This window comes from Blastococcus capsensis (assembly GCF_030165005.1).
Taxonomy (GTDB): Bacteria; Actinomycetota; Actinomycetes; order Mycobacteriales; family Geodermatophilaceae; genus Blastococcus; species Blastococcus capsensis.
Genome location: NZ_JASNNW010000006.1, coordinates 59,418 through 79,482, shown reverse-complemented (window position 1 = coordinate 79,482; position 20,065 = coordinate 59,418). Strand labels below are relative to the sequence as shown.

Below are 20,065 nucleotides of genomic sequence, written 5' to 3'. Positions count from 1 at the left end.
GCAGTATCCCTTCCGGTGAACACGGTTCCTGGTACTGCGGAGCCCGCGACCGGCCGGCCGCGGCTGCTCGTCCTCGCGTCGACCCTCCCGGCGCGGCCCGGTGACGGCACCCCGGAGTTCGTCGCTTCACTGGCCCGCGTGGAGGCCACCGCCTTCGACACTCTCGTGGTAGCCCCGCTCGTACCCGGCGGCCGTCCGCGCGATCGTCAGGACGGCTACGACGTGCACCGGTTCCGCTTCTTCCTCCGCCGTTGGGAGGACCTGGCGGACGGGGCGATCCTGGAGAACCTGCGAGCTCGGCCCAGCCGGTGGCTGCAGGTGCCGTTCTTCTTCGCGGCGGGGGCACTGGCCGTCCGGCGCGCTGTCCGCACGGCCGCGCCCGACGTCATCCATGTGCACTGGATCATCCCACAGGGGCTCATGGCGCTGCTGGCGGCTCGGCGCGTGCCATGGCTGGTGACCACGCTCGGCGGCGACCTCTACGCCCTGACCTCCCGGCCGGCGCGCGCCCTCAAGCGGCGCGTGCTGCGACGGGCATCGGCGGTCACGGTCATGAACGAGGAGATGCGCGACCTGGTCGTCGGGCTCGGCGTCGCCCCGTCGCGCGTGAGCGTCCTGCCCATGGGGGTGGACTTCACTCGCGTGGCCGGGCGGCCTGCCGCGGCGGAGCGAGCACCAGGGCGGCTGGTCTTCGTGGGCCGGCTCGTCGAGAAGAAGGGCGCGGACGTCCTCCTCGCGGCTCTGCGCCGCCTCCCCGCATCGGTCCCGTGGTCACTGGACCTCGTCGGGGACGGACCGCTCCGCGGGGAGCTGGAGGAGACCGCGGGATCCTTCGGTGACCGGGTCGTCTTCCACGGGCAGCAGTCCGCGGCGGAGCTGGGGCGCATGCTCGCCCACGCGCAGGTGGCGGTCTTCCCTTCCGTCCGGGCGCGTTCCGGTGATCAGGACGGTCTGCCGGTGGCGATGCTGGAAGCGATGGCCGCGGGAACCGCCGTCGTCGCCAGCGACCTCCCCGGCCTGTCCGAGGCGGTGGCCGGTCGGGAACCCGCCGGGATCCTCGTCGAGCCGGGAAGCGTCTCCGCGCTGGCAACGGCCCTCGAGCGCGTGATCACCGAGGACGGCCTGTCCGGACGTATCGGGCGGGCGGCGGCCGCCCGAGCGGAGGCGTACTCCGTTGATGCGATCGGTAGGCGGTACATCGAATTGCTCCGGGCGGCCGCGGCAGCGCCGTCCTCCGGAGCCAGGGGGAGCAACTGATGAGCAAGAAGTCGCAGCTGACCGATCGCGTGGGGCGGCTGGTCGCCCATCGGCTGGTCGGGACGCGGCCGTGGTCGGATGCGGTGGTGGAAGGCATCGCCCGTTCCAGCACCGGCATGAAAGTCCTCGAGATCGGGAGCGGCCGGCAGGACATGGGGCACGAGGCCTACTCGCTGCGCCGCCTGTTCGGGGGATCGGACGAGTTCGTGCAGTCGGACGTCAACCCGGCCTTCGGGCACCGGGTCATCGACGTCACGGACATGGACATCGACCAGGAGTTCGACCTCATCCTCTGCATGTACGTCCTCGAGCACGTCTTCGACGTGGGTGCCGCAGTGGAGAGCATGCGTCGCGCCCTGCGTCCCGGGGGGCGGCTGGTGGTCGCCGTGCCGCACCTCTACCCGTACCACGACGAGCCGATCGACTTCTGGCGATTCACGGAGCATTCCCTCCGGCAGCTCTGCTCGGCGTTCTCCTCCGTCGAGGTCACACGCAAGGGCATTCGACGGTGGCCCAAGGCACTGCTGGTAGTCGCCACCAGGTGAGTGACGTCGCAGAGGGGGCCGCGAGGGAGCGATCCCGCGGACGAACGATCCTCCGTTCAGCTTTCGTGGTCGCGGTGGTCGTGGCCATCGGTGTGCTGCTCTGGCAGCAGCGCACGGTGGTGGCCTCTTCGCTGGCCGCGATCCCGCCGCTCTCCGTCGCCGTCAGCCTGCTCCTCGGCATCGTCGGTGCCGCGCTGCCCGGGTTGGTCTGGCGAGGGCTGCTGATCGATCAGGGGCATCCCACCCGGGCACTCGAGGGGCTGCGCGCCTTCTTCCTGGCGCAACTCGGCAAGTACCTCCCCGGCGGCGTCTGGTCGCTCGTGGCGCAGGTGAGCCTCGCGCGGGACATGAGGATCCCGGCGCGACAGGCGGCGGTGGCGACCTTCCTCACCATCGCGCTCAGCATCGTGTCGGCTCTGGTCCTGGCAGTGATCACCCTGCCGTTCGCTCTCCCCGGGCTGCTGGCGGCCTACGTGTGGGTGTTCCTGCTGGCCCCCGCCCTGCTGCTGCTGCTCCATCCGCGTGCTGTCGCCTGGTGGAGTGCGGCGGCCTTCCGGTTGCTCCGGCGGCCCGGGGCCGCCGTCCGCCTGTCCTGGGCCGTGCTCCTCAGGTCGTGCGCCCTCCTGGTGCTCTCGTGGCTGTTGCTGGGACTGCATCTCGCCGTCCTCGTGCGGCACGTCGCCGCGGCGGAGAACGGGGGCGCGGCAGAACATGTCCGGTTGCTGGCCATCGGCGTCTTCGCGCTCGCCTGGGTCGCAGGTTTTCTGGTCGTCGTCGCGCCGGCGGGGGCGGGAGTGCGGGAAGCTGCGCTCGTGCTCGGTTTCGCGGCGGTCCTGCCGGCGGGCGCGGTTCTCGTCGTGGCCGTGCTGTCCCGCGTGCTGCTGATCCTGGCCGACATCGTGCTCGCGGCAGTGGTCGGCCTCGCGGCGCGGGCCACCCGGACCGCTCCGGACGCCATGCACCGCCGTGGGCAGTCCTGAGATGCGCGGGGTGACGACCGGCTCGGGAAGCGCCCTCCGGGTGGCGGTGCTGCTCGAGCAGTGCCTGGCACCGGTGCCCGGTGGTACCGGTCGTTACGCCGCCGAGGTCGCGCGGGCACTGGTCCAGGAGGCGCCACCCACCGGGGAGGTCGGAACGTGGTCCGCGTGGCACGCCGACGTGAGCGCGGCGGCCCTCCGCGGCGTACCGGGACCGCGTCGGTTGCCGCTGCCCCGTCGCCCCATGGTGGCGGCATGGGAGCGGGGAGTGGGGCCGGCTCCCCGTCGTGCGGACGTGGTGCATGCGCCGACGCCGCTGTTCCCGCCCCGCCGGGGACGGCCTCTCGTGGTCACCGTCCACGACGCCGTGCCGTGGACCCATCCCGAGACGCTGACCCCGAGGGGCGTCCGCTGGCACCGGGCGATGATCGAGCGGGCTGCCCGCACCGCGGATGCCGTGGTCGTCCCCACCCGGACGGTTGCCGGGGAGCTGGCACGGTACGTGCCGCTGCGGCGTCCGCCGGTGGTCGTCGGCGAGGGGGTCAGCGCGGGCCTCGTGCCCCCCGCGGACGCCGAGCGGCGCGCCGCTGCCCTCGGCCTGCCCGACGGGGACTACGTGGTGACGCTCGCGACGGTCGAGCCGCGCAAGGGGCTCGACGTGCTGCTGCAGGCACTGGCGGCGGAGAGCGCACCAGACGTGCCCCTCCTCGTGGTGGGCCAGGCAGGATGGGGATCGGTCGACGTCGGAGCCGTCGCCGAGGAGTTGGGCATCGCTTCGCGTGTCCGGCTCCTGGGCCGGCTACCCGACGAGGACCTCGCGGTGGTCCTCGGTCGGGCGGCAGTCCTCGCCGCACCCAGCCGCGCGGAGGGCTTCGGACTGCCGGTGCTGGAGGCGATGGCCGCCGGGGTTCCGGTGGTCAGCTCGGACGCGCCGGCGCTCGTGGAAGTGGGCGGTGGTGCCACGGTGACCGTTCCGGTCGGCGACAGTGCCGCACTGGCCGACGCGCTGAGCGAGGTGCTGGGCTCCCCGACCCTCCGCGCCGAGGCGTCGGCGGCAGGACGGCGCCGCGCGGCCGACTTCAGCTGGGCCGACACCGCTCGGCGGTTGTGGGAGCTGTACAGCTCGTTGCGGTGACGCTCACGGCACGGGGGTGACCTCGTCGAGCAGGCCGAGGAGGTAGGCGCCGTACCCGCTCTTCTGCAACGGCTGGGCGAGCTCTCGCAGCTGGGCGTCGGTGATGAACCCGCGGCGCCAGGCGATCTCCTCGATGCAGCCGATCTTCCAGCCCTGCCTCTCCTCGACCACCTGCACGAACTCCGCCGCCTGCATCATCGAGACGTGGGTCCCGGTGTCCAGCCAGGCAGTTCCGCGCTCGAGCACCGTGACCGTGAGCTGGCCCCGACGGAGGTACTCGTCGTTGACCGCCGTGATCTCCAGCTCCCCGCGCGCACTCGGCTGGATCTTGGCGGCGATGTCGACGACCTGGTTGTCGTAGAAGTAGAGGCCCGGCACGGCGTAGGAACTCTTCGGCTGCGCCGGCTTCTCCTCGATGGAGATCACCCGGCCCGCGTCGTCGAACTCCACGACGCCGTAGTCGCTCGGGTTGGCCACGTGGTAGGCGAAGACGCGGCCACCGCTCGGCCGGGTGTTCGTCCGCAAGCTCTCGCCGAGGCCGGTGCCGTAGAAGATGTTGTCGCCGAGCACCAGCGCGACGGGCTGGTCGCCGATGAACTCCGCGCCGATGACGAATGCCTGCGCGAGCCCCTCCGGTCGTGGCTGGACGGCGTAGCTGATCTCGATGCCCAGGTCCGAACCGTCATCGAGGAGCCGCTGGAAACCGGCCTGGTCCTCGGGAGTGGTGATGATCAGGATCTCCCGGATACCCGCATTCATCAGCAAGGAGAGCGGGTAGTAGATCATCGGTTTGTCGTAGATCGGCATCAGCTGCTTGCTGATCGCCTTGGTGATCGGATAGAGCCGGGTGCCACTTCCGCCCGCAAGGATGATGCCGCGCATACCGGGAGGCTACCGACGGACCCAATGGTGCCACGGTCACCGGGGTGCGCAGCTGTCCCACGAGCGCCAGAGCGCGCCCGGCCGGCGGCTAGGATCGCCGGCGATGAACATGCGCTCGGCACGTGCGGGGACCGGCCTGGACAGCGACCCGGCGCTGGCCGATGTCGTCGTCATCGTGCGGGTGTTCAACGAGGCGACCGTCGTCGGGTCGGTCATCCGCGAGCTGCGCGACGCGGGGTTCGCCGTGATCGCCGTGGACGACGCCAGCACGGATGCGTCGGCGGCCGAGATCGACGCCGCAGGGGCCTTCCGGGTGAGCCATCCCGCCAACCTCGGCGCCGGGGGCGCCCTGCAGACCGGGCTCGAGGCGGCGCTGACCTTCACCGGCGCCGAGTTCATCGGGTGCTTCGACGCAGACGGCCAGCACCAGGTCAAGGACCTGATGGGCATGGTCGAGGTCATCCGCCAGGGCTACGACGTCGTCATCGGCTCCCGGTTCCTGGAGGGCGGGGACACCCAGATCCCCTGGCTGCGGCGCTGGTTGCTGAAGGCCGCCACCTCGCTGATGAACCGGCGCGGGGAGACTCGCCTCACCGACGCGCACAACGGACTGCGGATCATCAAGCGGTCCGTGGCGAGGGAGATCCGACTGACCTACTCGGGCATGGCCTACGCCTCTCAGCTGGAGCGCGCCCTGACCGGCTCCGACTACCGGGTCACCGAGTTCCCGGTGACGATCCTGTACACGGAGTACTCGCAGTCGAAGGGCCAGCCGCTGCTCAACAGCGTCAACATCCTCGCGGAGGTCGCGGCCCACCGCATCAGCCAGTGGAGTCGCAGGTGATCATCCAGTGGCTGCTGATCCCGGCGATCATCGTCGCAGTGCTCCTCGCGCTGCGCTCGCGGAACTCCCTGCGTGGCCAGGCGCGGCGCAAGATCGTCGCTGTCCTGACCCTCGTCGGGGGAGTCGTGGCCGTGGTGCAGCCCGACATCCTGCAGGTGATCGCCGACTTCGTCGGGATCGCCCGCGGCGCGGACCTGATCCTCTACGGCCTGGCCCTCGTGATCATCTACCTGGTCGGCAGTGTGAGCGTGCGGTTCCGTGAGCACGAAGCCAAGGTCGTCCTGCTGTCCAGGGCGCTGGCGATGTCCGACGCCGCCCGCCGGTTGCACGATCAGGAGACCGGCTTCGCCGGCACGGCCGCGCCGGTGGCGGTCGACCCCGCCGCGGTGGACCGGGACATCTGAGAGCGGCGCTCCCCGTCCGGCCCGGACCCGATCCCCGCGGACACGGCCGGACCCGCCGTCGCCAGCCGCCAGACGTACCAGCCGCCCGCCCCGATGACCGCCACGAAGACAGGGATGAGCACCCACGCCGTCGACGGCGGCTGCCAGCTCGCCGGGGTGATCCCCCAAAAGCCGTCGATGCCGTGCACGTTGCGGTTGAGCGCACCGACGAACGAGACGACGTGCACGCTCACCACCCCGGCGATGACGGCGGTCGCGTGCCCCGTCCCGGCCGGCGGGGCTGCCCGCACCTCCCGGTTGCCGTGGTGCGCGCCCGGGATCAGGCCGAGCAGGATGGGCACGCCGACGGCGATGGGAAGGGTGTAGCGCCCCTGCCACGCGAAGGCGCTCTCCCGGTAGCTCGTCACCTCCAGCACGACGGGCAGCACCAGGACGGCCACCGCGACCGCGACCAGCGCCATTCGCTGCAGCCGCCCCAGGAACGGCAGCGCGAGCGCGGCCAGCGCCCCCAGCGCCAGTGTCCAGACGACGACGGCCCAGCCCGGCGCCGGGCTGTCGAGCCAGCCGAAGTGCCCGACCATCTGCGCGAACTCGTCGTCGAGCTTGGCCACCGACCGGGCCAGCGCCTGCGGTGCCGAGAGATCGGCGAACGTGGTGACGTCCTGCTGTCCCAGGGCGTCCCGCAGCAGGATCCAGGCCAGCGTGGAGCCGGTGGTGAGCACGAGCACGGGAAGAGCCGTCAGGATCGCCCGCGACCGCAGCAGGCGGGGCACCGTCGTACGGGGGGAGAAGACGACCAGCAGCGTTCCCACGATGAGGGCCAGCCACAGCAGGGACAGCGGGCGGATCACCGTGAGCGTCGCGACAGCCGCGATGACGCGGCGCAGATGGGGGTTGGCCCAGGTCAGGTCCTCGCCGGGATGCTCCGCGAGCCGGCGGAGCAGCACACCTCCGGACGCCCAGAGGCAGATGGCCGCTGCGATCTCCGGGGCCTGAGGGTTCACCGCGCCGGCGAAGAAGAACAGCATCGGGGTCGTGGCGAGGGTGAACCCGAGCACCGGGAGCAGCCGGCGCGGCAGGCTCAGCACGCTGCAGAACCCCGAGGCCAGCAGGGCCCCCACGAGGGCGGCCGTGAGGCCGCGCATGAGGTAGACCGCCTGGGCGCCGTCGGTCACCAGGGTCGGCAGCCCGGCGTAGAAGTAGTACGCCGGTGGATATCTCCCCGCGGTGGTCGAGACCTCCGCCGATCCCGGTGCGCCGGTCAGCGCCGGTGAGCACGCCGGCGTCACGTTCGGCTGGAAGGCGTAGCACGCCGGTACCTCGTCGACGTTGGCCCAGCCGGCCGGCACGGTCACCTGCGTCTGGGGCCCCGACGTCTCCTCCCACACCTCGCCGCGCACGGCCCCGGCCGCGTACAGCGTGTGCGCGGGTTCGTCGGGAACTCCCATCACGGGTGTCGCGAGCGCCCAGAGGCTCCCCACAGCGGTGAAGAACAGCCAGGCCACCAGCCATCGGCGGAACTCGGGAGTGGCCGGGGAGCGGGCAGGCACGGTGGACTCCTCGAAGGGAGGGGGCGGTCGGGGAACACGGCGATCAGGCTCGGGACGCTGCGCGACGGGCCGGGTCGCGCCGATGCTCGCGCATCAGACTAGAGCGTGCGGGGTGCGGGTCGAGGTGACAGGCAGGGGCGTCGGCGGCGCCGTGGCGGGGCGGGAGCCTTGACCGATCGGCGCCGGGACGACGCCCAGGGCCGCGGCCGCAGGCGGTCCGGCGACGAGTGGCCCCGACCGGTGCTCCGTATCGTTGCCGCATGACGGTCGTGGCCCCGTGAGGGCGAGCGCAGGAGCCAGGGTGCTGGTCGACGCCACCGCCGTCCCCGCCAACCGCGGCGGGGTCGGTCGCTACGTCGACCAACTGCTGGCCGCCCTGCACGAGCTGGGAGCCGACCTGGCGGTGGCCTGCCAGAACAGCGACGTCGCCCACTACGGCACGCTGCTGCCCTCGGCGCAGGTGGTCGCCGCTCCGGCCGCCGCCGCCCGGCGTCCGGCGCGGCTTGCCTGGGAGCAGGTCGGTCTGGCCGGGCTCGCCGACCGTGTCGGTGCGCGCCTCATCCATTCGCCGCACTACACGATGCCGCTGAGGACCGCGCTCCCTGTGGTGACCACCTTGCACGACGCGACCTTCTTCACCCATCCCGACCTCCACCAGCCGGTCAAGCGGACGTTCTTCCGGTCGTGGACCAAGGTGTCCCTGCGTGCCGCAGCGCGTTGCATCGTGCCCTCCCGGGCGACGCTCGAGGAGCTGGTCCGGGTCGCAGGGGCCGTGCCCGGTCAGGTCGACGTCGCCCATCACGGCGTGGACCCCGCCACCTTCCACCTGCCCGCCGAGGCCGACGTCCGGCGGGCACGGGAGGAGCTCGGCCTGCGGGCCGGCAGCTATCTGGCATTCCTCGGGACGATCGAGCCGCGGAAGAACGTGCCGGCCCTCGTTGCCGGGTGGTGCCGGGCGGTGTCGGACCGGGCCGACCCGCCTGCGCTGGTCATCGCCGGTGCCCGGGGCTGGGACACGACGGTCGACCGTGCCGTCGCGGCGGTGCCCGACCACCTGGAGGTGCGGCTCCCCGGCTACCTGCCACTGGACCAGCTCGCCGGCTTCCTGGGCGGTGCGGAGCTGGTGGCCTACCCGAGCACGGCCGAAGGTTTCGGACTGCCGGTCCTGGAGGCGATGGCCTGCGGCGCGCCGGTGGTGACGACCACGTCGCTCGCCTTGCCGGAGATCGGCGGGGATGCGGTCGAGTACACGCAGCCCACCGTCGAGGGGATCGCCGGCACAGTGGGCGGCCTGCTCGACCGGCCGGCGCGCCGGGCCGAGCTGTCGGCCGCTGCACTGCGCCGGGCCGCCCGGTTCACCTGGGCTGCCTGCGCCGAGCAGCACCTGCGCACCTACGCCCACGCGCTCTCGTCCTGAACCCGGCGCTCCCGCCTGCCGCGGGGGGAGGTCGGTCGGCGCGGGACGTAGGGTCGGCGGCGTGCAGAGTGCCGGTACCGATGCGCCGCTCAGGGTCGTGGCGGTGACCTACTCGCCCGGGAACGCACTGTTCGGCTTCATCGAATCGCTCGCCGCGGCGACGACGCGGCCGGTCGAGATCGTCCTCGCCGACAACGGGTCGACCGACGGGGTGCCGGAACGAGCCGTCGCCCGGTACCGGCACGTCCGGCTGCTGCGCACCGGCGGGAACATCGGCTACGGCGCGGCGGCGAACGCGGGGCTGGCCGGTCTGACGTCCGGCTACGCGCTGGTGGCCAACCCCGACGTGCGGTTCGATCCCGGCTCGGTCGACGAACTGCTGCGTGTGGCGGCCCGCTGGCCCCGGGCGGCGACCGTGGGACCGGCGATCCGTACGCCGGAGGGACGGCTCTACCCGTCGGCCCGTGACCTGCCGCAGCTGTCCACCGGCGTCGGTCATGCCCTGCTCGGCTGGGCATGGCCGGGCAACCCCTGGACCGGCCGGTACCGGCGGGAGCGGGAGGTCGCACGGGAGCGGCCGGCCGGATGGCTGTCCGGCTCCTGCTTCCTGGTCGACCTGGAGGCGTTCTGGTCCGTCGGCGGCTTCGATCCCGGGTACTTCATGTACTTCGAGGACGTCGACCTCGCCGCGCGCCTCGGGCGGGCCGGCTGGTTGCAGGTGTACGCCCCGTCGGCCGTCATCGTCCACGAGGGTGGTCACGCCACCCGCAGGGACGCCCATCGGATGCAGCGGGCCCACCACACGAGTGCGTTGCGCTACCTGTCGCGGCAGTACCCCGGCCGCCGGAACGCCCCGCTGCGGGCGGCGCTGCGCGCGGGACTGGGCGCCCGGATGCTGGGCGCCTACGTCAGCGCCCGCGTCGCCGCGGGTGCCGCGCCCCGGGCCCGGACGGACGTGCTCGGCACGGGTGCGCACCCCGACGATCCGAAGGGCTGACATGCGTCACGCGGTGATCATGGCCGGCGGCTCCGGAACGCGGCTGTGGCCGGTCTCCCGTGCCGGCCGCCCCAAGCAGCTCCTCGACGTGGTGGACGACGGCGCCGCTGGAGCGCACAGCCTGCTGGCGGAGGCCTTCACCCGGCTCCGGGCGGTGCTGCCGACCGAGCGGATCTGGGTCTGCACCGCTGCTCGGTACGGCGAGCAGGTCCGCGCCGCCCTGCCGGAGCTGGGAGCCGACCGCCTGATCCTGGAACCGGTTGCGCGGGACACCGCCAACGCCGTCGGGCTCACCGCGGCGCTGGTGGCCGACGTCGACCCCGACGCGGAGCTGGCCGTCGTCAGCGCCGACCACGTGATCCGGCCCGTGGAACGGTTCGCCGCCGTCCTCGGGACCGCCTACGACGCCCTCGCCGCGCGGCCCCGCTCGCTGGTGACCCTCGGCATCACGCCCACCTCGCCGGCCACCGGCTTCGGCTACGTCCAGCGCGGCGCCCCCACCGAGGTGGCCGGCGTCGCCGAGGCCGCCTCCTTCCGCGAGAAGCCCGACCGCGCCACCGCCGAGGCGTACGTGGCGTCCGGTGAGTACCTCTGGAACTCCGGCATGTTCGTCTGGCGGGCGCGGACGGTCCTCGACGCCCTCGCCGATCACCTCCCCGAGTCCGCCGTGGGCCTGGGCCGCGTCGTCGCCGCCCCGGCCGGACCGGACCGTGACCGGATCCTCGCCGAGGTGTTCCCGACCTTGCCGAAGATCAGCGTCGACTACGCCGTCCTGGAGCCGGCCGCCGCCGAGCCCGGTCGGGTGCTGGTGGCCGACCTCGACGTCGACTGGCTCGACGTGGGCTCCTGGCCCGCCCTCGCCCACACCCTCGAGCGCGACGGCTCGGGCAACACCGTCCGCGGCCTCGCGGTCGTGGTCGACGGATCGGGCAACATCGTCTTCAGCGACGACCCCGAGCACCTGGTGGCCCTGGTAGGGGTCCGTGACAGCGTCGTCGTGCACACCCGCGACGTGACCATGGTCTGCCCGGTCCGCGACGCGGAGCGCGTCAAGCAGTTGCTCGCCGCGACCGAGGAGATCCACGGATCCCGCTACTCCTGAGCCGCGTGGGGCGGGCGCGTCGGCTGGGCACGTGTCGACCCGACGATCCTCGTCCGCGGCCGGCGGCCGCCGCAGCATGGCCCCATGACCAACGGGTTGGGTGCCAGCCGACGATCCGGGGAGGACGTCGCCGCCGGCGTCCCGCCGCGGCTGGCCGCTCTCGACGGACTCCGGGGCATCGCCGCCGTCGTCGTCGTGGTGCACCACGGCATGCTGACGTGGCCGGCTCTGGCCAACCAGTACAACGACCCGACCTTCACCTCGAAGACCTGGCTGCTGACCTTCTCGCCCCTCCACCTGGCGTGGGCCGGTTCGGAGGCCGTGGTCGTGTTCTTCGTCCTCAGCGGGATGGTGCTGGTCCTGCCGTACCTGTCCGGCCGGCGGAAGGGCAGCTGGGCCGGCTATTTCGTGCGACGCGCCTCCGGTTGTATCCGCCGGTGGCCGTGGCCGTCGTTCTCTCCGGCCTGATCGTCGCAGCCGTTCCTCGGACACCCGGCCCGGACACGAGTTGGTGGTTCGGGATGCACGACGTGCCGGTGACCGGGTGGGACCTGGCGCACGACGCCCTGCTCGTGGACGGCACCGGATGGATCAACAGCGTCCTGTGGTCACTGCGCTTCGAGGTGCTGTTCTCGATCCTGCTGCCGATCGTCGTGCTCGTCGCACGTCGGGTACCGCCGCGCCTGATCGTCACGGTTCCCGGCGCACTGGCGCTGGTCCTCGTCGGCCAGTTCAGCGACTCCCCGCCGGCTCGCTGGCTCCCGATCTTCCTGGTCGGCACGGCGCTCGCCGTGTCCCGTGCCGAGTTGCACCGTCTGGGCCAGCGCGTCCGACGATCGGCTCACCCCACGTTGGTCTGGTCCTTCCTGACCGTGGTCGCCGCGGGCCTGCTGCTCGCGGAGTGGGTGTTCCGTGGCCTCGCCGTGTCTCCTGCGACATGGCTGGTGATCGCCCCACCGATGGTGTCCCTGGGCGGCGCTCTGCTCTGCTTCGTCGTCCTGGGCTGTCCCGGCGTCAGCGGTGTCTTCTCCGGCCGGTTCCTGCAGTGGGCCGGTCGCATCTCGTTCTCGCTGTACCTCGTGCACGAGCCAGTCGTGGTCTCGGTGTCGGCCGTCGTCGGTCCGAGCGTGGCCGGTGTCGCCGTGACCGTGCTGGTCGGCGGTGCGCTGAGCGTGCTGCTGGCGGTTCTCTTCCACGAGTTCGTCGAGGGGCCCTGCCAGCGCTTCTCGCGACGCTGCGGCCGGTCCGTCGACCGCCGCGTCGTCCGGGACGGGGTGCCGGTTCCCGCGCCGCGGCCGGCGGTGCGGGAAGACCTCGAGATCACCCTCGTGGACCGGCGCCCCCGTCCGGCGGTCGACCACGGCAGCCTGCTCCCCAGCCGTTAACCTGCGGCGGTGAAGAGCTTCGACGTCGCCGCCGTTGTCACCGGAGGGGCCTCCGGGCTCGGGGAGGCCACCACCCGCGCGCTGGCCGCTCGGGGCGCGGCCGTGACCATCCTCGATCTGCAGGAGGACCGCGGGCAGGCGCTGGCCGCCGAGCTCGGCGGGCACACCACCTTCGTCCGCACCGACGTGACCGACGACGCCTCGGTGCAGGCCGCGGTCGCCGAGGCCACCGCCAAGGACCGCCCGCTGCGGATCGCGATCAACTGCGCCGGCATCGGCTGGGCGCAGCGCACGGTCGGCCGGAACGGGGAGCCGCACGACCTGGGCGCCTTCACCCGCACCGTCACCGTCAACCTGGTCGGCACCTTCAACGTGCTGCGCCTCGCGGCCGCGGCGATGGCGGCGACCGAGCCCGAGGAGGACGGCGAGCGTGGCGTGGTGGTCAACACCGCCTCGATCGCCGCCTACGACGGGCAGATCGGCCAGGTCGCCTACTCGGCGTCCAAGGGCGGCATCGTCGGCATGACGCTGCCGGCGGCCCGCGACCTCTCCACCGTCGGGGTCCGCGTCTGCACCATCGCCCCGGGCCTGGTGGACACGCCGCTGCTGGGCTCGCTCCCCGAGGAAGCGCGGGAGGCGCTGTCGCTGGGCATACCCTTCCCCAAACGGCTCGGACGTCCCGACGATTTCGCCCAGCTGGCCCTCGCCATCGTCGAGCACGGCTACCTCAACGGCGAGGTCATCCGGATGGACGGCGCGCTGCGCATGGCCCCCCGCTGATCTCTTCCCGGAGCACCTCCTGAACAGCACCACCACACCGGGCACCCTGGCCGTCGCCGACTACGCGACGGCCTGGGTGCCCGACTGGCCGCTGGACCTGGGCCGGTCGCTCGCCCCGCACTGGCGCGGCGCCGGCGACCCCGCGATGCAGACCGCCCCCGACGGCGTCTGGCGGACGACCAGCACCCCTGACGGCCCGGCCACGGTGCGGATCACCGTGTCGGGGGGCCGCGTGCAGATCTCCGCCTGGGGCCCGGGGGCCGAGTGGGCCGGGGCCGCCGTCCCCCGAGCTCTCGGGGCGGACGACCGTCCCGACGGCTTCGACCCCGGCGATCATCCGGTGATCGCGGAACTGCACCGCAGCAGCCGCTGGCTGCGGCTGGGCGGCACCGGCCGCACCTGGGACGCGCTCGTGCCCGCCGTCCTGGAGCAGAAGGTGACCGTCGCCGAGGCATACCGCGTGTGGCGGCAGCTGCTGCGGCTGGCGGGCGAGCCCGCCCCCGGCCCCGCGCCCGAAGGCATGCGGGTGGTGCCGTCGGCGCAGCGCGTCCTGGAGGTGACCGACTGGGAGTGGCACCGGTGCGGTCTGGACGGCGCCCGTCGCCGCGCCCTGCGCGCGGCGGCGACCGTGGCGCACCGACTGGAGCCCGACGAGGGCATCGACTCGGCGACGCTGCAGCGCCGGCTGTGCTCCATCCCCGGCATCGGGGTCTGGACGGCGGCCGAGGTGGTGCAGCGGGTCTACGGAGATCCCGACGCGGTCAGCGTGGGGGACTACCACCTCAAGAACATCGTCGGCTTCGCGCTGACCGGCCGCCGGACCACCGACGACGCCGGCATGCTGGCACTGCTCGAGCCATGGCGGGGCCACCGCCAGCGGGTGGTCCGGCTGATCCTGGCCGGCGGGTCGCGCCGCCCCCGGCGAGGGCCGCGGTTCGCCCCGACCGACTACCGCGCGATCTGACCGCTCATCCGCCGGCGCGCAGCTGCGCGTACCGCGCGGCGCACTGCTCCATCGTGGGCAGCAGTCCCTGCTCGCGGGCCTCGGCGAGAGTCGGTGCCGCCTGGTCCTTCGCCGAGAACTCGAAGTCCATGTCGCTCGGCCACGGCAGCCCGAGGTCGGGGTCCATCGGGTTGATCCCGAACTCGCGGCCGGGCGAGTAGCCGGAGGACACCAGGTAGGTGACCGAACTGTGGTCGGCGAGGGACACGAACGCGTGGCCGAGGCCCTCGGCGAGGTAGACGGCCCGCGGCTGCTCGCTGTCGAGCAGGACGGAGTCGTGCACCCCGAAGGTGGGAGAACCGACGCGGATGTCGACGACCACGTCGAGCACCTTGCCGGCCGGGCAGTACACGTACTTGGCCTGACCCGGCGGTACGAGCGCGAAGTGGACGCCCCGCAGCACGCCGCGGGCGGAGACGCTGTGGTTGGCCTGGGCGAGGGTGAGGCCGAAACCGGTGGCTCCGGCGAGCACGTCGGCGCGGTACCACTCGGTGAAACGCCCCCGCGAGTCACCGTGCGGCACGAGGTCGAGCGCGTAGCTGTCCGGGACGGCGAGTTCGCGGATCTCCATGCCTGGAACCTACCGAGAAGGCTCTTCCGGGTGCCCGACGAGGCTCAGTGGGACGTGCCCACCCAGAGCCGCCCGACGAGTGAGGTGCCACCGGCGGTGGCCACCGGCTCCCAGCGGGTGGCCCAGCCCTCGGCGTGCAGCTGGACCAGGGCGACGCCGACCAGGGCCCCGAGGTTGAGGGCGCTCGTGGTGGTCACCGCGTCGGGGAGGTGCACGTCGACGACGTCGTCGTCCTCGCCGCCGTGGCGGAGCACCACCGGGAACTCCGGCAGGGCGGCGCTGGCCACCCGGAACGCCGCCGCGGCGGCCGCCGCGCCGCCCGCGCGGGGGGCGAGGTCGGCGGCGGGCGCCCGGGAGCCCACGAGGTCGCGGGTCCCGTAGGGGAAGAGGTCGTCGGCGGGCAGGCGCACCAGCGGACGGGTGCCCTCGTCGGCGTCGCCGTCGGGGCGCTGCAGCGGCAGGCCGCGCACGACCGCCACCGGGACGCCGGCCAGCTTGCCCTTGACCAGGTCGGCCGCCGACGCCAGCTCGTCGACCACCGCCACCCGGGTGGTCTCCAGCCGGTTGCCGTGCGCGTCCACCGCGCCGCGGTGGTCGTCCAAGGCCGTGATCCCCGCGGAGCCGACCGCGACGTCGGTGAGGCCCTCCCGCCAGGTGCGCCCGAACGTGTCGCTGACGACCACGGCGACGTCCACGCCGGCCAGCTCCCGCAGCCGGGCGCGCAGCCGGCGGGCGGAGGCGTCGCCGTCCTCGGGGAGGAGGACGAGGGAGTCGGAGGCGACGTTGGAGGCGTCGATGCCGGCCGCGGCCACCACCCAACCCTGCGGGGTCTGCACGATCTTCAGCGGGCCCCGGCGGGCCACCGTGCGCACCGTCTCGCCGTCGATCGCCCGCTGGCGGGCGACCTCCCGGTCGGTGCCGGGCTCGATCCGCACCAGGCGGCCCTCGACCTTGGAGACCACCTTCGAGGTGACGACGACGACGTCGCCGTCGGCCAGCCAGGACGCGGTGGACGCCACGGCCGCGGCCAGGTCGTCACCGGGACCGAACTCGGGCAGCCCGGTGACGGGCAGGACGCTGATCCCGGCCGGGAGCTCAGGCACAGGCGTCGAGCGCGGTGCGGGCCATCGCGGTGGTGGCCTCGGGGGAGGACATGAGCAGCGGCACCCGTTGCACGTCCACCCCCGGGACGTCCGCCGCGTCGTCCTCGGCCACCAGCCAGGCGTCGAGCAGCCCGCCCTCGGCGCGGGGGCCGTAGTGCCGGCCGACGCCCTCGGCGCTGACCTCGATGCCGAGCACGGGCAGGCACCGGTCGGCCATGCCGCGCACGACCGCGCCGCCGACGATGGGGGAGACGCCCACGATCCGGGCGGGGGAGGCGAGCAGCGCGTCCCGCAGCCCGGGCACGCCCAGGATCGTCCCGATGGACACCACCGGGTTCGACGGTGCCAGCAGGACGGCGTCGGCCGCCGCGAACGCCTCGGTAACGCCGGGAGCGGGGCGGGCCTGCTCCACGCCGACCTGCACGAAGGCCGAGGGGTCGAGCCCGGCGCGGTGCCGCACCCACCACTCCTGGAAGTGGATGGCGCGCCGGCGGCCGTCCTCGGGATCGGTGACGACCACGTGGGTCTCGACACGCTCGTCGCTCATCGGCAGCACGGTGATCCCCGGCTGCCACCGGTCGGCCAGCGCGGCGGTGACGGCGGAGAGGGGGTAGCCGGCGTCGAGCATCCGGGTGCGGACCAGGTGCGTGGCCAGGTCGCGGTCGCCCAGGCCGAACCACGAGGGGTCGGCGCCGTAGGCGGCCAGCTCGTCCTTGACCGTCCAGCTCTCCCCGGCCCGGCCCCAGCCGCGCTCCTCGTCGATGCCGCCGCCGAGGGTGTAGACGACCGTGTCGAGGTCCGGGCAGATCCGCAGCCCGTGCAGCGTCACGTCGTCACCGGTGTTGACCACGGCCGTGATCTCCGCCTCGGGGGACGCCGCGCGCACCCCGCGCAGGAATCGAGCCCCTCCGGTCCCACCTGCGAGCACGACGATCTGCACGAAACGAATGGTGCCCGATGAGCAGTTGTCGACTGTTCGCCGGGCGTGTCGAGGGCGGCCACGAGATGTGACGAAGGCCCTGGTGCGCATGGGGCTGGTGTGGCGTGTCGCTTACACCGGGCAAAGTTGACGGGCGGGCAACGACACGCGTGTAATTCCCGCGGTGTCAACGAGTGCTGAACGGCCCGGGAACCTCCTGCCGGCCGAGCACCGGGACGAGAGCGAGAGGGGACGCACCGTCATGGCCGAGGTGTCGTGGTTGAGCGATTACGTGAACGGGTCCGAGCGGTCCGCGGACCGTCTGGGGGCCGTCACCGGCCACGGCATGGGGCAGGCCGTGGGCCAGGGCACGGGTCAGCCGTTCGTCGGCTTCCTGGGCTTCGGCCCCGAGGCCGAGACCCAGTCGTGGCAGGAGCGGGCGCTGTGCGCGGAGACCGACCCCGAGGCGTTCTTCCCCGAGAAGGGCGGCTCGACCCGCGAGGCGAAGAAGATCTGCACCGGGTGCGAGGTCAAGGCCGAGTGCCTGGAGTACGCGCTGGCCAACGACGAGCGCTTCGGGATCTGGGGCGGCCTGTCCGAGCGTGAGCGCCGCCGGCTGCGCCGTCGCGCCATCTGACGACCGACCCCCGCCTGCCGGGGGTCGATCCAGCAGCTGATTCTGTTCGGGGCTGTGCCCGCTCGTGCCGCCGCCGTCCGTGTCGTCCTCGGCCGCGCCCGGGTGGTCCGCGAGGTGCGGGCGGCCGATCCGCTGGCTGCCGCCCTCGGTGCGCCGGTCACCGCGCGCGCCCGGTGGCTCACCGCCGTCCTGGACGACGACGCGGCACGCCGCTCGCTCACCCGTCCCGCTGCCGTCGTGGTGGACGGGGAGCCCGGCGGCCCGCCGCGGGCGGCGGCCTTCCTGGCGCTGCGCCGCCGGGGACCGGTCGTCGTCGCACTCCTCGGCCAGCACTCCCGACCCCTCCCGGGTGGCCGGCCCACCGCCCGGCTCCTCGCGCAGGACGACGCGGCCGCCGGGCAGCTGGCCACCGGGATGCTCGACCCGCTGAACTCCCTGCGCGGTCTCCGGTCGCTGCGGCTGCCCGACCTCCTCGCGCTCACCGCGCCGGCGCGTGGGTGGCCGCGCTGACCGGTCCCTGGCCCGGGAGTCTGCGCCGGGGGCTCCCGGTGCCTCCCGGCGGCGGCGGTCGCGTCGAATGGTCGATCGCGTTCGGTTACCGTCGAGCCACACAGGACATCCGCGGGACGGCGGGTGCCGCTCGGGGCGTCGCCTCGGGGGGATGCGACGACGGAGAGGTCAGCAGACGATGCGCATGCTCGTCACCGGGGGCGCGGGCTTCATCGGCGCCAACTTCGTGCACTACACGGTTCGGAAACACCCCGAGCACCAGATCACCGTGCTCGACGCGCTGACGTACGCGGGCAACGAGGCGTCGCTGGCGCCGGTGCGCGACCGCATCGAATTCGTGCACGGCTCGGTGGCCGACGCCGAGCTGGTCGACCGGCTGGTCAGTGGCTGCGACGTCGTCGTCCACTTCGCCGCGGAGAGCCACAACGACAACTCGTTGCGGGACCCGTCGCCGTTCCTCACAACCAACATCGTCGGCACGTTCACGCTGCTGGAGGCGGTGCGCGCGCACGGCGTCCGCTACCACCACATCTCCACCGACGAGGTGTACGGCGACCTGGAGCTCGACGACCCGGCGAAGTTCACCCCCGAGACGCCGTACAACCCGTCCAGCCCCTACTCCTCGACCAAGGCGGGCTCGGACCTGCTGGTGCGCGCGTGGGTGCGCTCCTTCGGCATCCACGCCACCATCTCCAACTGCTCGAACAACTACGGGCCCTACCAGCACGTCGAGAAGTTCATCCCGCGGCAGATCACCAACGTGCTCTCCGGGCTGCGCCCCAAGCTCTACGGCAAGGGGGAGAACGTGCGCGACTGGATCCACGTCGACGACCACAACTCCGCCGTGTACGCCATCCTCGACCGCGGCCGCTCCGGCGAGACCTACCTGATCGGCGCGGACGGCGAGAAGAACAACCGCGAGGTGCTCGAGCTGATCCTCGAGCTCACCGGCCGGCCGGCGGATGCCTTCGACCCGGTCACAGACCGGGCCGGGCACGACCTGCGCTACGCCATCGACGCCACCAAGCTGCGCACCGAGCTCGGCTGGACGCCGAAGTACACCGACTTCCGCGACGGCCTGGCCGCCACCATCGACTGGTACCGCGAGAACGAGGGCTGGTGGCGGCCGCAGAAGGAAGAGGTCGAGGCCGCCTACGCCGCCTGCGGGCAGTGAACGCCGTCATCCTCGGCGCGGGCGGGCAGCTCGGCCGGGCCCTGCAGAAGGAGTTCCCCGGCGCGGTCGCCCTCGACCGGGCCGCGCTCGACGTCACCGACGCCGCCGCCGTCCGCGCGTACGACTGGTCCGGGGTGGACGTCGTCCTCAACGCCGCCGCCTGGACCGCCGTGGACGCGGCCGAGGACCCGGCCAACCTGGCGGCCGTCCGCGCCGCCAATGTCGACGCTGTCGGCCACCTGGCCGCCGCGGCGGACGCTCACGGCGCGGCCCTCGTGCACATCTCCAGCGAGTACGTCTTCGACGGGCGGCACGACGGCGCGATCCCGGAGAACGTGCCGCCGTCGCCGTTGAGCGTCTACGGGCGCAGCAAGGCCGACGGCGACGCCCGTGCCACCGCGATCGAGCGGCACTGGCTGGTGCGCACCACCTGGGTGGTGGGCGAGGGCGGCAACTTCGTGCGCACCATGGCGTCCCTGGCCGACCGTGGGATCAGCCCCTCGGTGGTCGACGACCAGATCGGCCGGCTCACCCTTACCGCAGACCTCGCCGCCGGCATCCGGCATCTCGTGGAGACCGGGGCGCCCTACGGCACCTACAACCTCACCGGCGACGGCGAGGCCGGCTCCTGGGCCGACGTCGCCGAGCTGGTCTTCACCGCCCGTGGCCGTGCCGCCGCCGACGTGACCTCGGTGAGCACGGCCGAGTACTTCGCCGGGAAGACCGGTATCGCACCCCGGCCGCTCAACAGCGTCCTCGACCTGACCCGCATCCGGGCGGCCGGATTCGGGCCGCGCGACTGGCGGAAGGCCCTCGCGGCGTATCTCGGCGATCACAGCTGACCCGGCGGCGCCCCCACAGACGCAGGTACGG

20 protein-coding genes and 1 pseudogene are annotated in these 20,065 nt (G+C 73.2%); 16 read left to right on the top strand and 5 right to left on the bottom strand.

All coding sequences use genetic code 11. From position 1 onward, the window contains the following. Window positions 1-15: 15 nt before the first annotated feature. The 4 genes from QOZ86_RS06445 (at window position 16) to QOZ86_RS06430 (ending at window position 3,914) form a co-directional block, all read left to right on the top strand. Window positions 16-1,257: a glycosyltransferase family 4 protein gene (locus QOZ86_RS06445; protein ID WP_284491142.1), complete on the top strand. Its 1,242-nt coding sequence runs from the start codon at window positions 16-18 to the stop codon at window positions 1,255-1,257. Next, a complete protein-coding gene (locus tag QOZ86_RS06440) occupies window positions 1,257-1,802 on the top strand; it encodes a class I SAM-dependent methyltransferase (RefSeq protein WP_284491141.1) in 546 nt (181 codons plus the stop codon). The genes QOZ86_RS06445 and QOZ86_RS06440 overlap by 1 nt, the downstream gene beginning before the upstream one ends. Window positions 1,803-1,867: 65 nt before the next feature. Then, the gene (locus QOZ86_RS06435; protein WP_284491140.1) at window positions 1,868-2,782 is read left to right on the top strand and encodes a lysylphosphatidylglycerol synthase domain-containing protein; all 915 of its coding nucleotides are present in this window, start codon (window positions 1,868-1,870) and stop codon (window positions 2,780-2,782) included. Between the two features lies 1 nt (window position 2,783). After that, window positions 2,784-3,914 (top strand): glycosyltransferase family 4 protein, encoded by a 1,131-nt coding sequence (locus tag QOZ86_RS06430; RefSeq protein ID WP_284491139.1) that lies wholly within the window; start codon window positions 2,784-2,786, stop codon window positions 3,912-3,914. 3 nt (window positions 3,915-3,917) lie between these two features. On the opposite strand, the gene rfbA is transcribed toward QOZ86_RS06430, so the two are convergent. Then, window positions 3,918-4,796: a glucose-1-phosphate thymidylyltransferase RfbA gene (gene rfbA / locus QOZ86_RS06425; RefSeq protein ID WP_284491138.1), complete on the bottom strand. Its 879-nt coding sequence runs from the start codon at window positions 4,794-4,796 to the stop codon at window positions 3,918-3,920. Between the two features lie 103 nt (window positions 4,797-4,899). On the opposite strand from rfbA, the gene QOZ86_RS06420 reads away from it, so the two are divergent. Beyond that, a complete protein-coding gene (locus QOZ86_RS06420) occupies window positions 4,900-5,640 on the top strand; it encodes a glycosyltransferase family 2 protein (RefSeq protein ID WP_284491137.1) in 741 nt (246 codons plus the stop codon). After that, window positions 5,637-6,044 carry a DUF2304 domain-containing protein gene (locus QOZ86_RS06415; protein WP_284491136.1) on the top strand — a complete coding sequence of 136 codons (408 nt, stop codon included), beginning with the start codon at window positions 5,637-5,639 and terminating at the stop codon, window positions 6,042-6,044. Before QOZ86_RS06420 ends, QOZ86_RS06415 begins: the two co-directional genes overlap by 4 nt. Here the strand turns inward: QOZ86_RS06415 and QOZ86_RS06410 are convergent. After that, window positions 5,972-7,594, bottom strand: a complete 1,623-nt coding sequence (locus tag QOZ86_RS06410) for a DUF2142 domain-containing protein (protein ID WP_284491135.1) — start codon at window positions 7,592-7,594, stop codon at window positions 5,972-5,974. The two genes, QOZ86_RS06415 and QOZ86_RS06410, sit on opposite strands and share 73 nt — an antisense overlap. Window positions 7,595-7,895: 301 nt before the next feature. Here QOZ86_RS06410 and QOZ86_RS06405 point away from each other — a divergent pair, with 301 nt between their 5' ends. From QOZ86_RS06405 to QOZ86_RS06380, 6 genes and pseudogenes are all read left to right on the top strand, one after another. Continuing rightward, entirely contained in the window at window positions 7,896-9,011 is a 1,116-nt protein-coding gene (locus tag QOZ86_RS06405; protein ID WP_284491134.1) for a glycosyltransferase family 4 protein, read from the top strand. Between the two features lie 61 nt (window positions 9,012-9,072). Then, a complete protein-coding gene (locus tag QOZ86_RS06400; protein WP_284491133.1) occupies window positions 9,073-10,008 on the top strand; it encodes a glycosyltransferase family 2 protein in 936 nt (311 codons plus the stop codon). Window position 10,009: 1 nt separating this feature from the next. Further along, entirely contained in the window at window positions 10,010-11,110 is a 1,101-nt protein-coding gene (locus QOZ86_RS06395; protein ID WP_284491132.1) for a mannose-1-phosphate guanylyltransferase, read from the top strand. An 84-nt stretch (window positions 11,111-11,194) separates the two neighbouring features. Further along, window positions 11,195-12,495: pseudogene (locus QOZ86_RS06390) on the top strand (acyltransferase family protein). Window positions 12,496-12,504: 9 nt separating this feature from the next. Next, entirely contained in the window at window positions 12,505-13,275 is a 771-nt protein-coding gene (locus tag QOZ86_RS06385) for an SDR family NAD(P)-dependent oxidoreductase (RefSeq protein ID WP_284491131.1), read from the top strand. Window positions 13,276-13,351: 76 nt separating this feature from the next. Next, entirely contained in the window at window positions 13,352-14,239 is an 888-nt protein-coding gene (locus tag QOZ86_RS06380; RefSeq protein WP_284491130.1) for a DNA-3-methyladenine glycosylase family protein, read from the top strand. A gap of 4 nt (window positions 14,240-14,243) precedes the next feature. On the opposite strand, the gene QOZ86_RS06375 is transcribed toward QOZ86_RS06380, so the two are convergent. Genes QOZ86_RS06375 through cofD form a run of 3 tightly spaced genes read right to left on the bottom strand, consistent with a single transcriptional unit; the run spans window position 14,244 to window position 16,892 of the window. Further along, the gene (locus tag QOZ86_RS06375; protein WP_284491129.1) at window positions 14,244-14,849 is read right to left on the bottom strand and encodes a dTDP-4-dehydrorhamnose 3,5-epimerase family protein; all 606 of its coding nucleotides are present in this window, start codon (window positions 14,847-14,849) and stop codon (window positions 14,244-14,246) included. Between the two features lie 44 nt (window positions 14,850-14,893). Then, window positions 14,894-15,952, bottom strand: a complete 1,059-nt coding sequence (locus tag QOZ86_RS06370; protein ID WP_284491128.1) for a coenzyme F420-0:L-glutamate ligase — start codon at window positions 15,950-15,952, stop codon at window positions 14,894-14,896. Beyond that, window positions 15,945-16,892: a 2-phospho-L-lactate transferase gene (gene cofD / locus QOZ86_RS06365; protein ID WP_284491127.1), complete on the bottom strand. Its 948-nt coding sequence runs from the start codon at window positions 16,890-16,892 to the stop codon at window positions 15,945-15,947. The genes QOZ86_RS06370 and cofD overlap by 8 nt, the downstream gene beginning before the upstream one ends. 325 nt (window positions 16,893-17,217) lie before the next feature. Between cofD and QOZ86_RS06360 the strand changes: the two genes are divergently transcribed. From QOZ86_RS06360 to QOZ86_RS06345, 4 genes are all read left to right on the top strand, one after another. Beyond that, a complete protein-coding gene (locus tag QOZ86_RS06360; RefSeq protein ID WP_284491334.1) occupies window positions 17,218-17,508 on the top strand; it encodes a WhiB family transcriptional regulator in 291 nt (96 codons plus the stop codon). 54 nt (window positions 17,509-17,562) lie between these two features. Further along, a complete protein-coding gene (locus QOZ86_RS06355) occupies window positions 17,563-18,018 on the top strand; it encodes a hypothetical protein (RefSeq protein ID WP_284491126.1) in 456 nt (151 codons plus the stop codon). Between the two features lie 178 nt (window positions 18,019-18,196). Beyond that, complete coding sequence (rfbB, locus tag QOZ86_RS06350) at window positions 18,197-19,192, top strand: dTDP-glucose 4,6-dehydratase (protein WP_284491125.1); 996 nt, start codon at window positions 18,197-18,199, stop codon at window positions 19,190-19,192. Continuing rightward, window positions 19,189-20,034, top strand: coding sequence for an SDR family oxidoreductase (locus tag QOZ86_RS06345; protein WP_284491124.1), 846 nt, complete (start codon window positions 19,189-19,191; stop codon window positions 20,032-20,034). Before rfbB ends, QOZ86_RS06345 begins: the two co-directional genes overlap by 4 nt. Window positions 20,035-20,065: the final 31 nt, after the last annotated feature.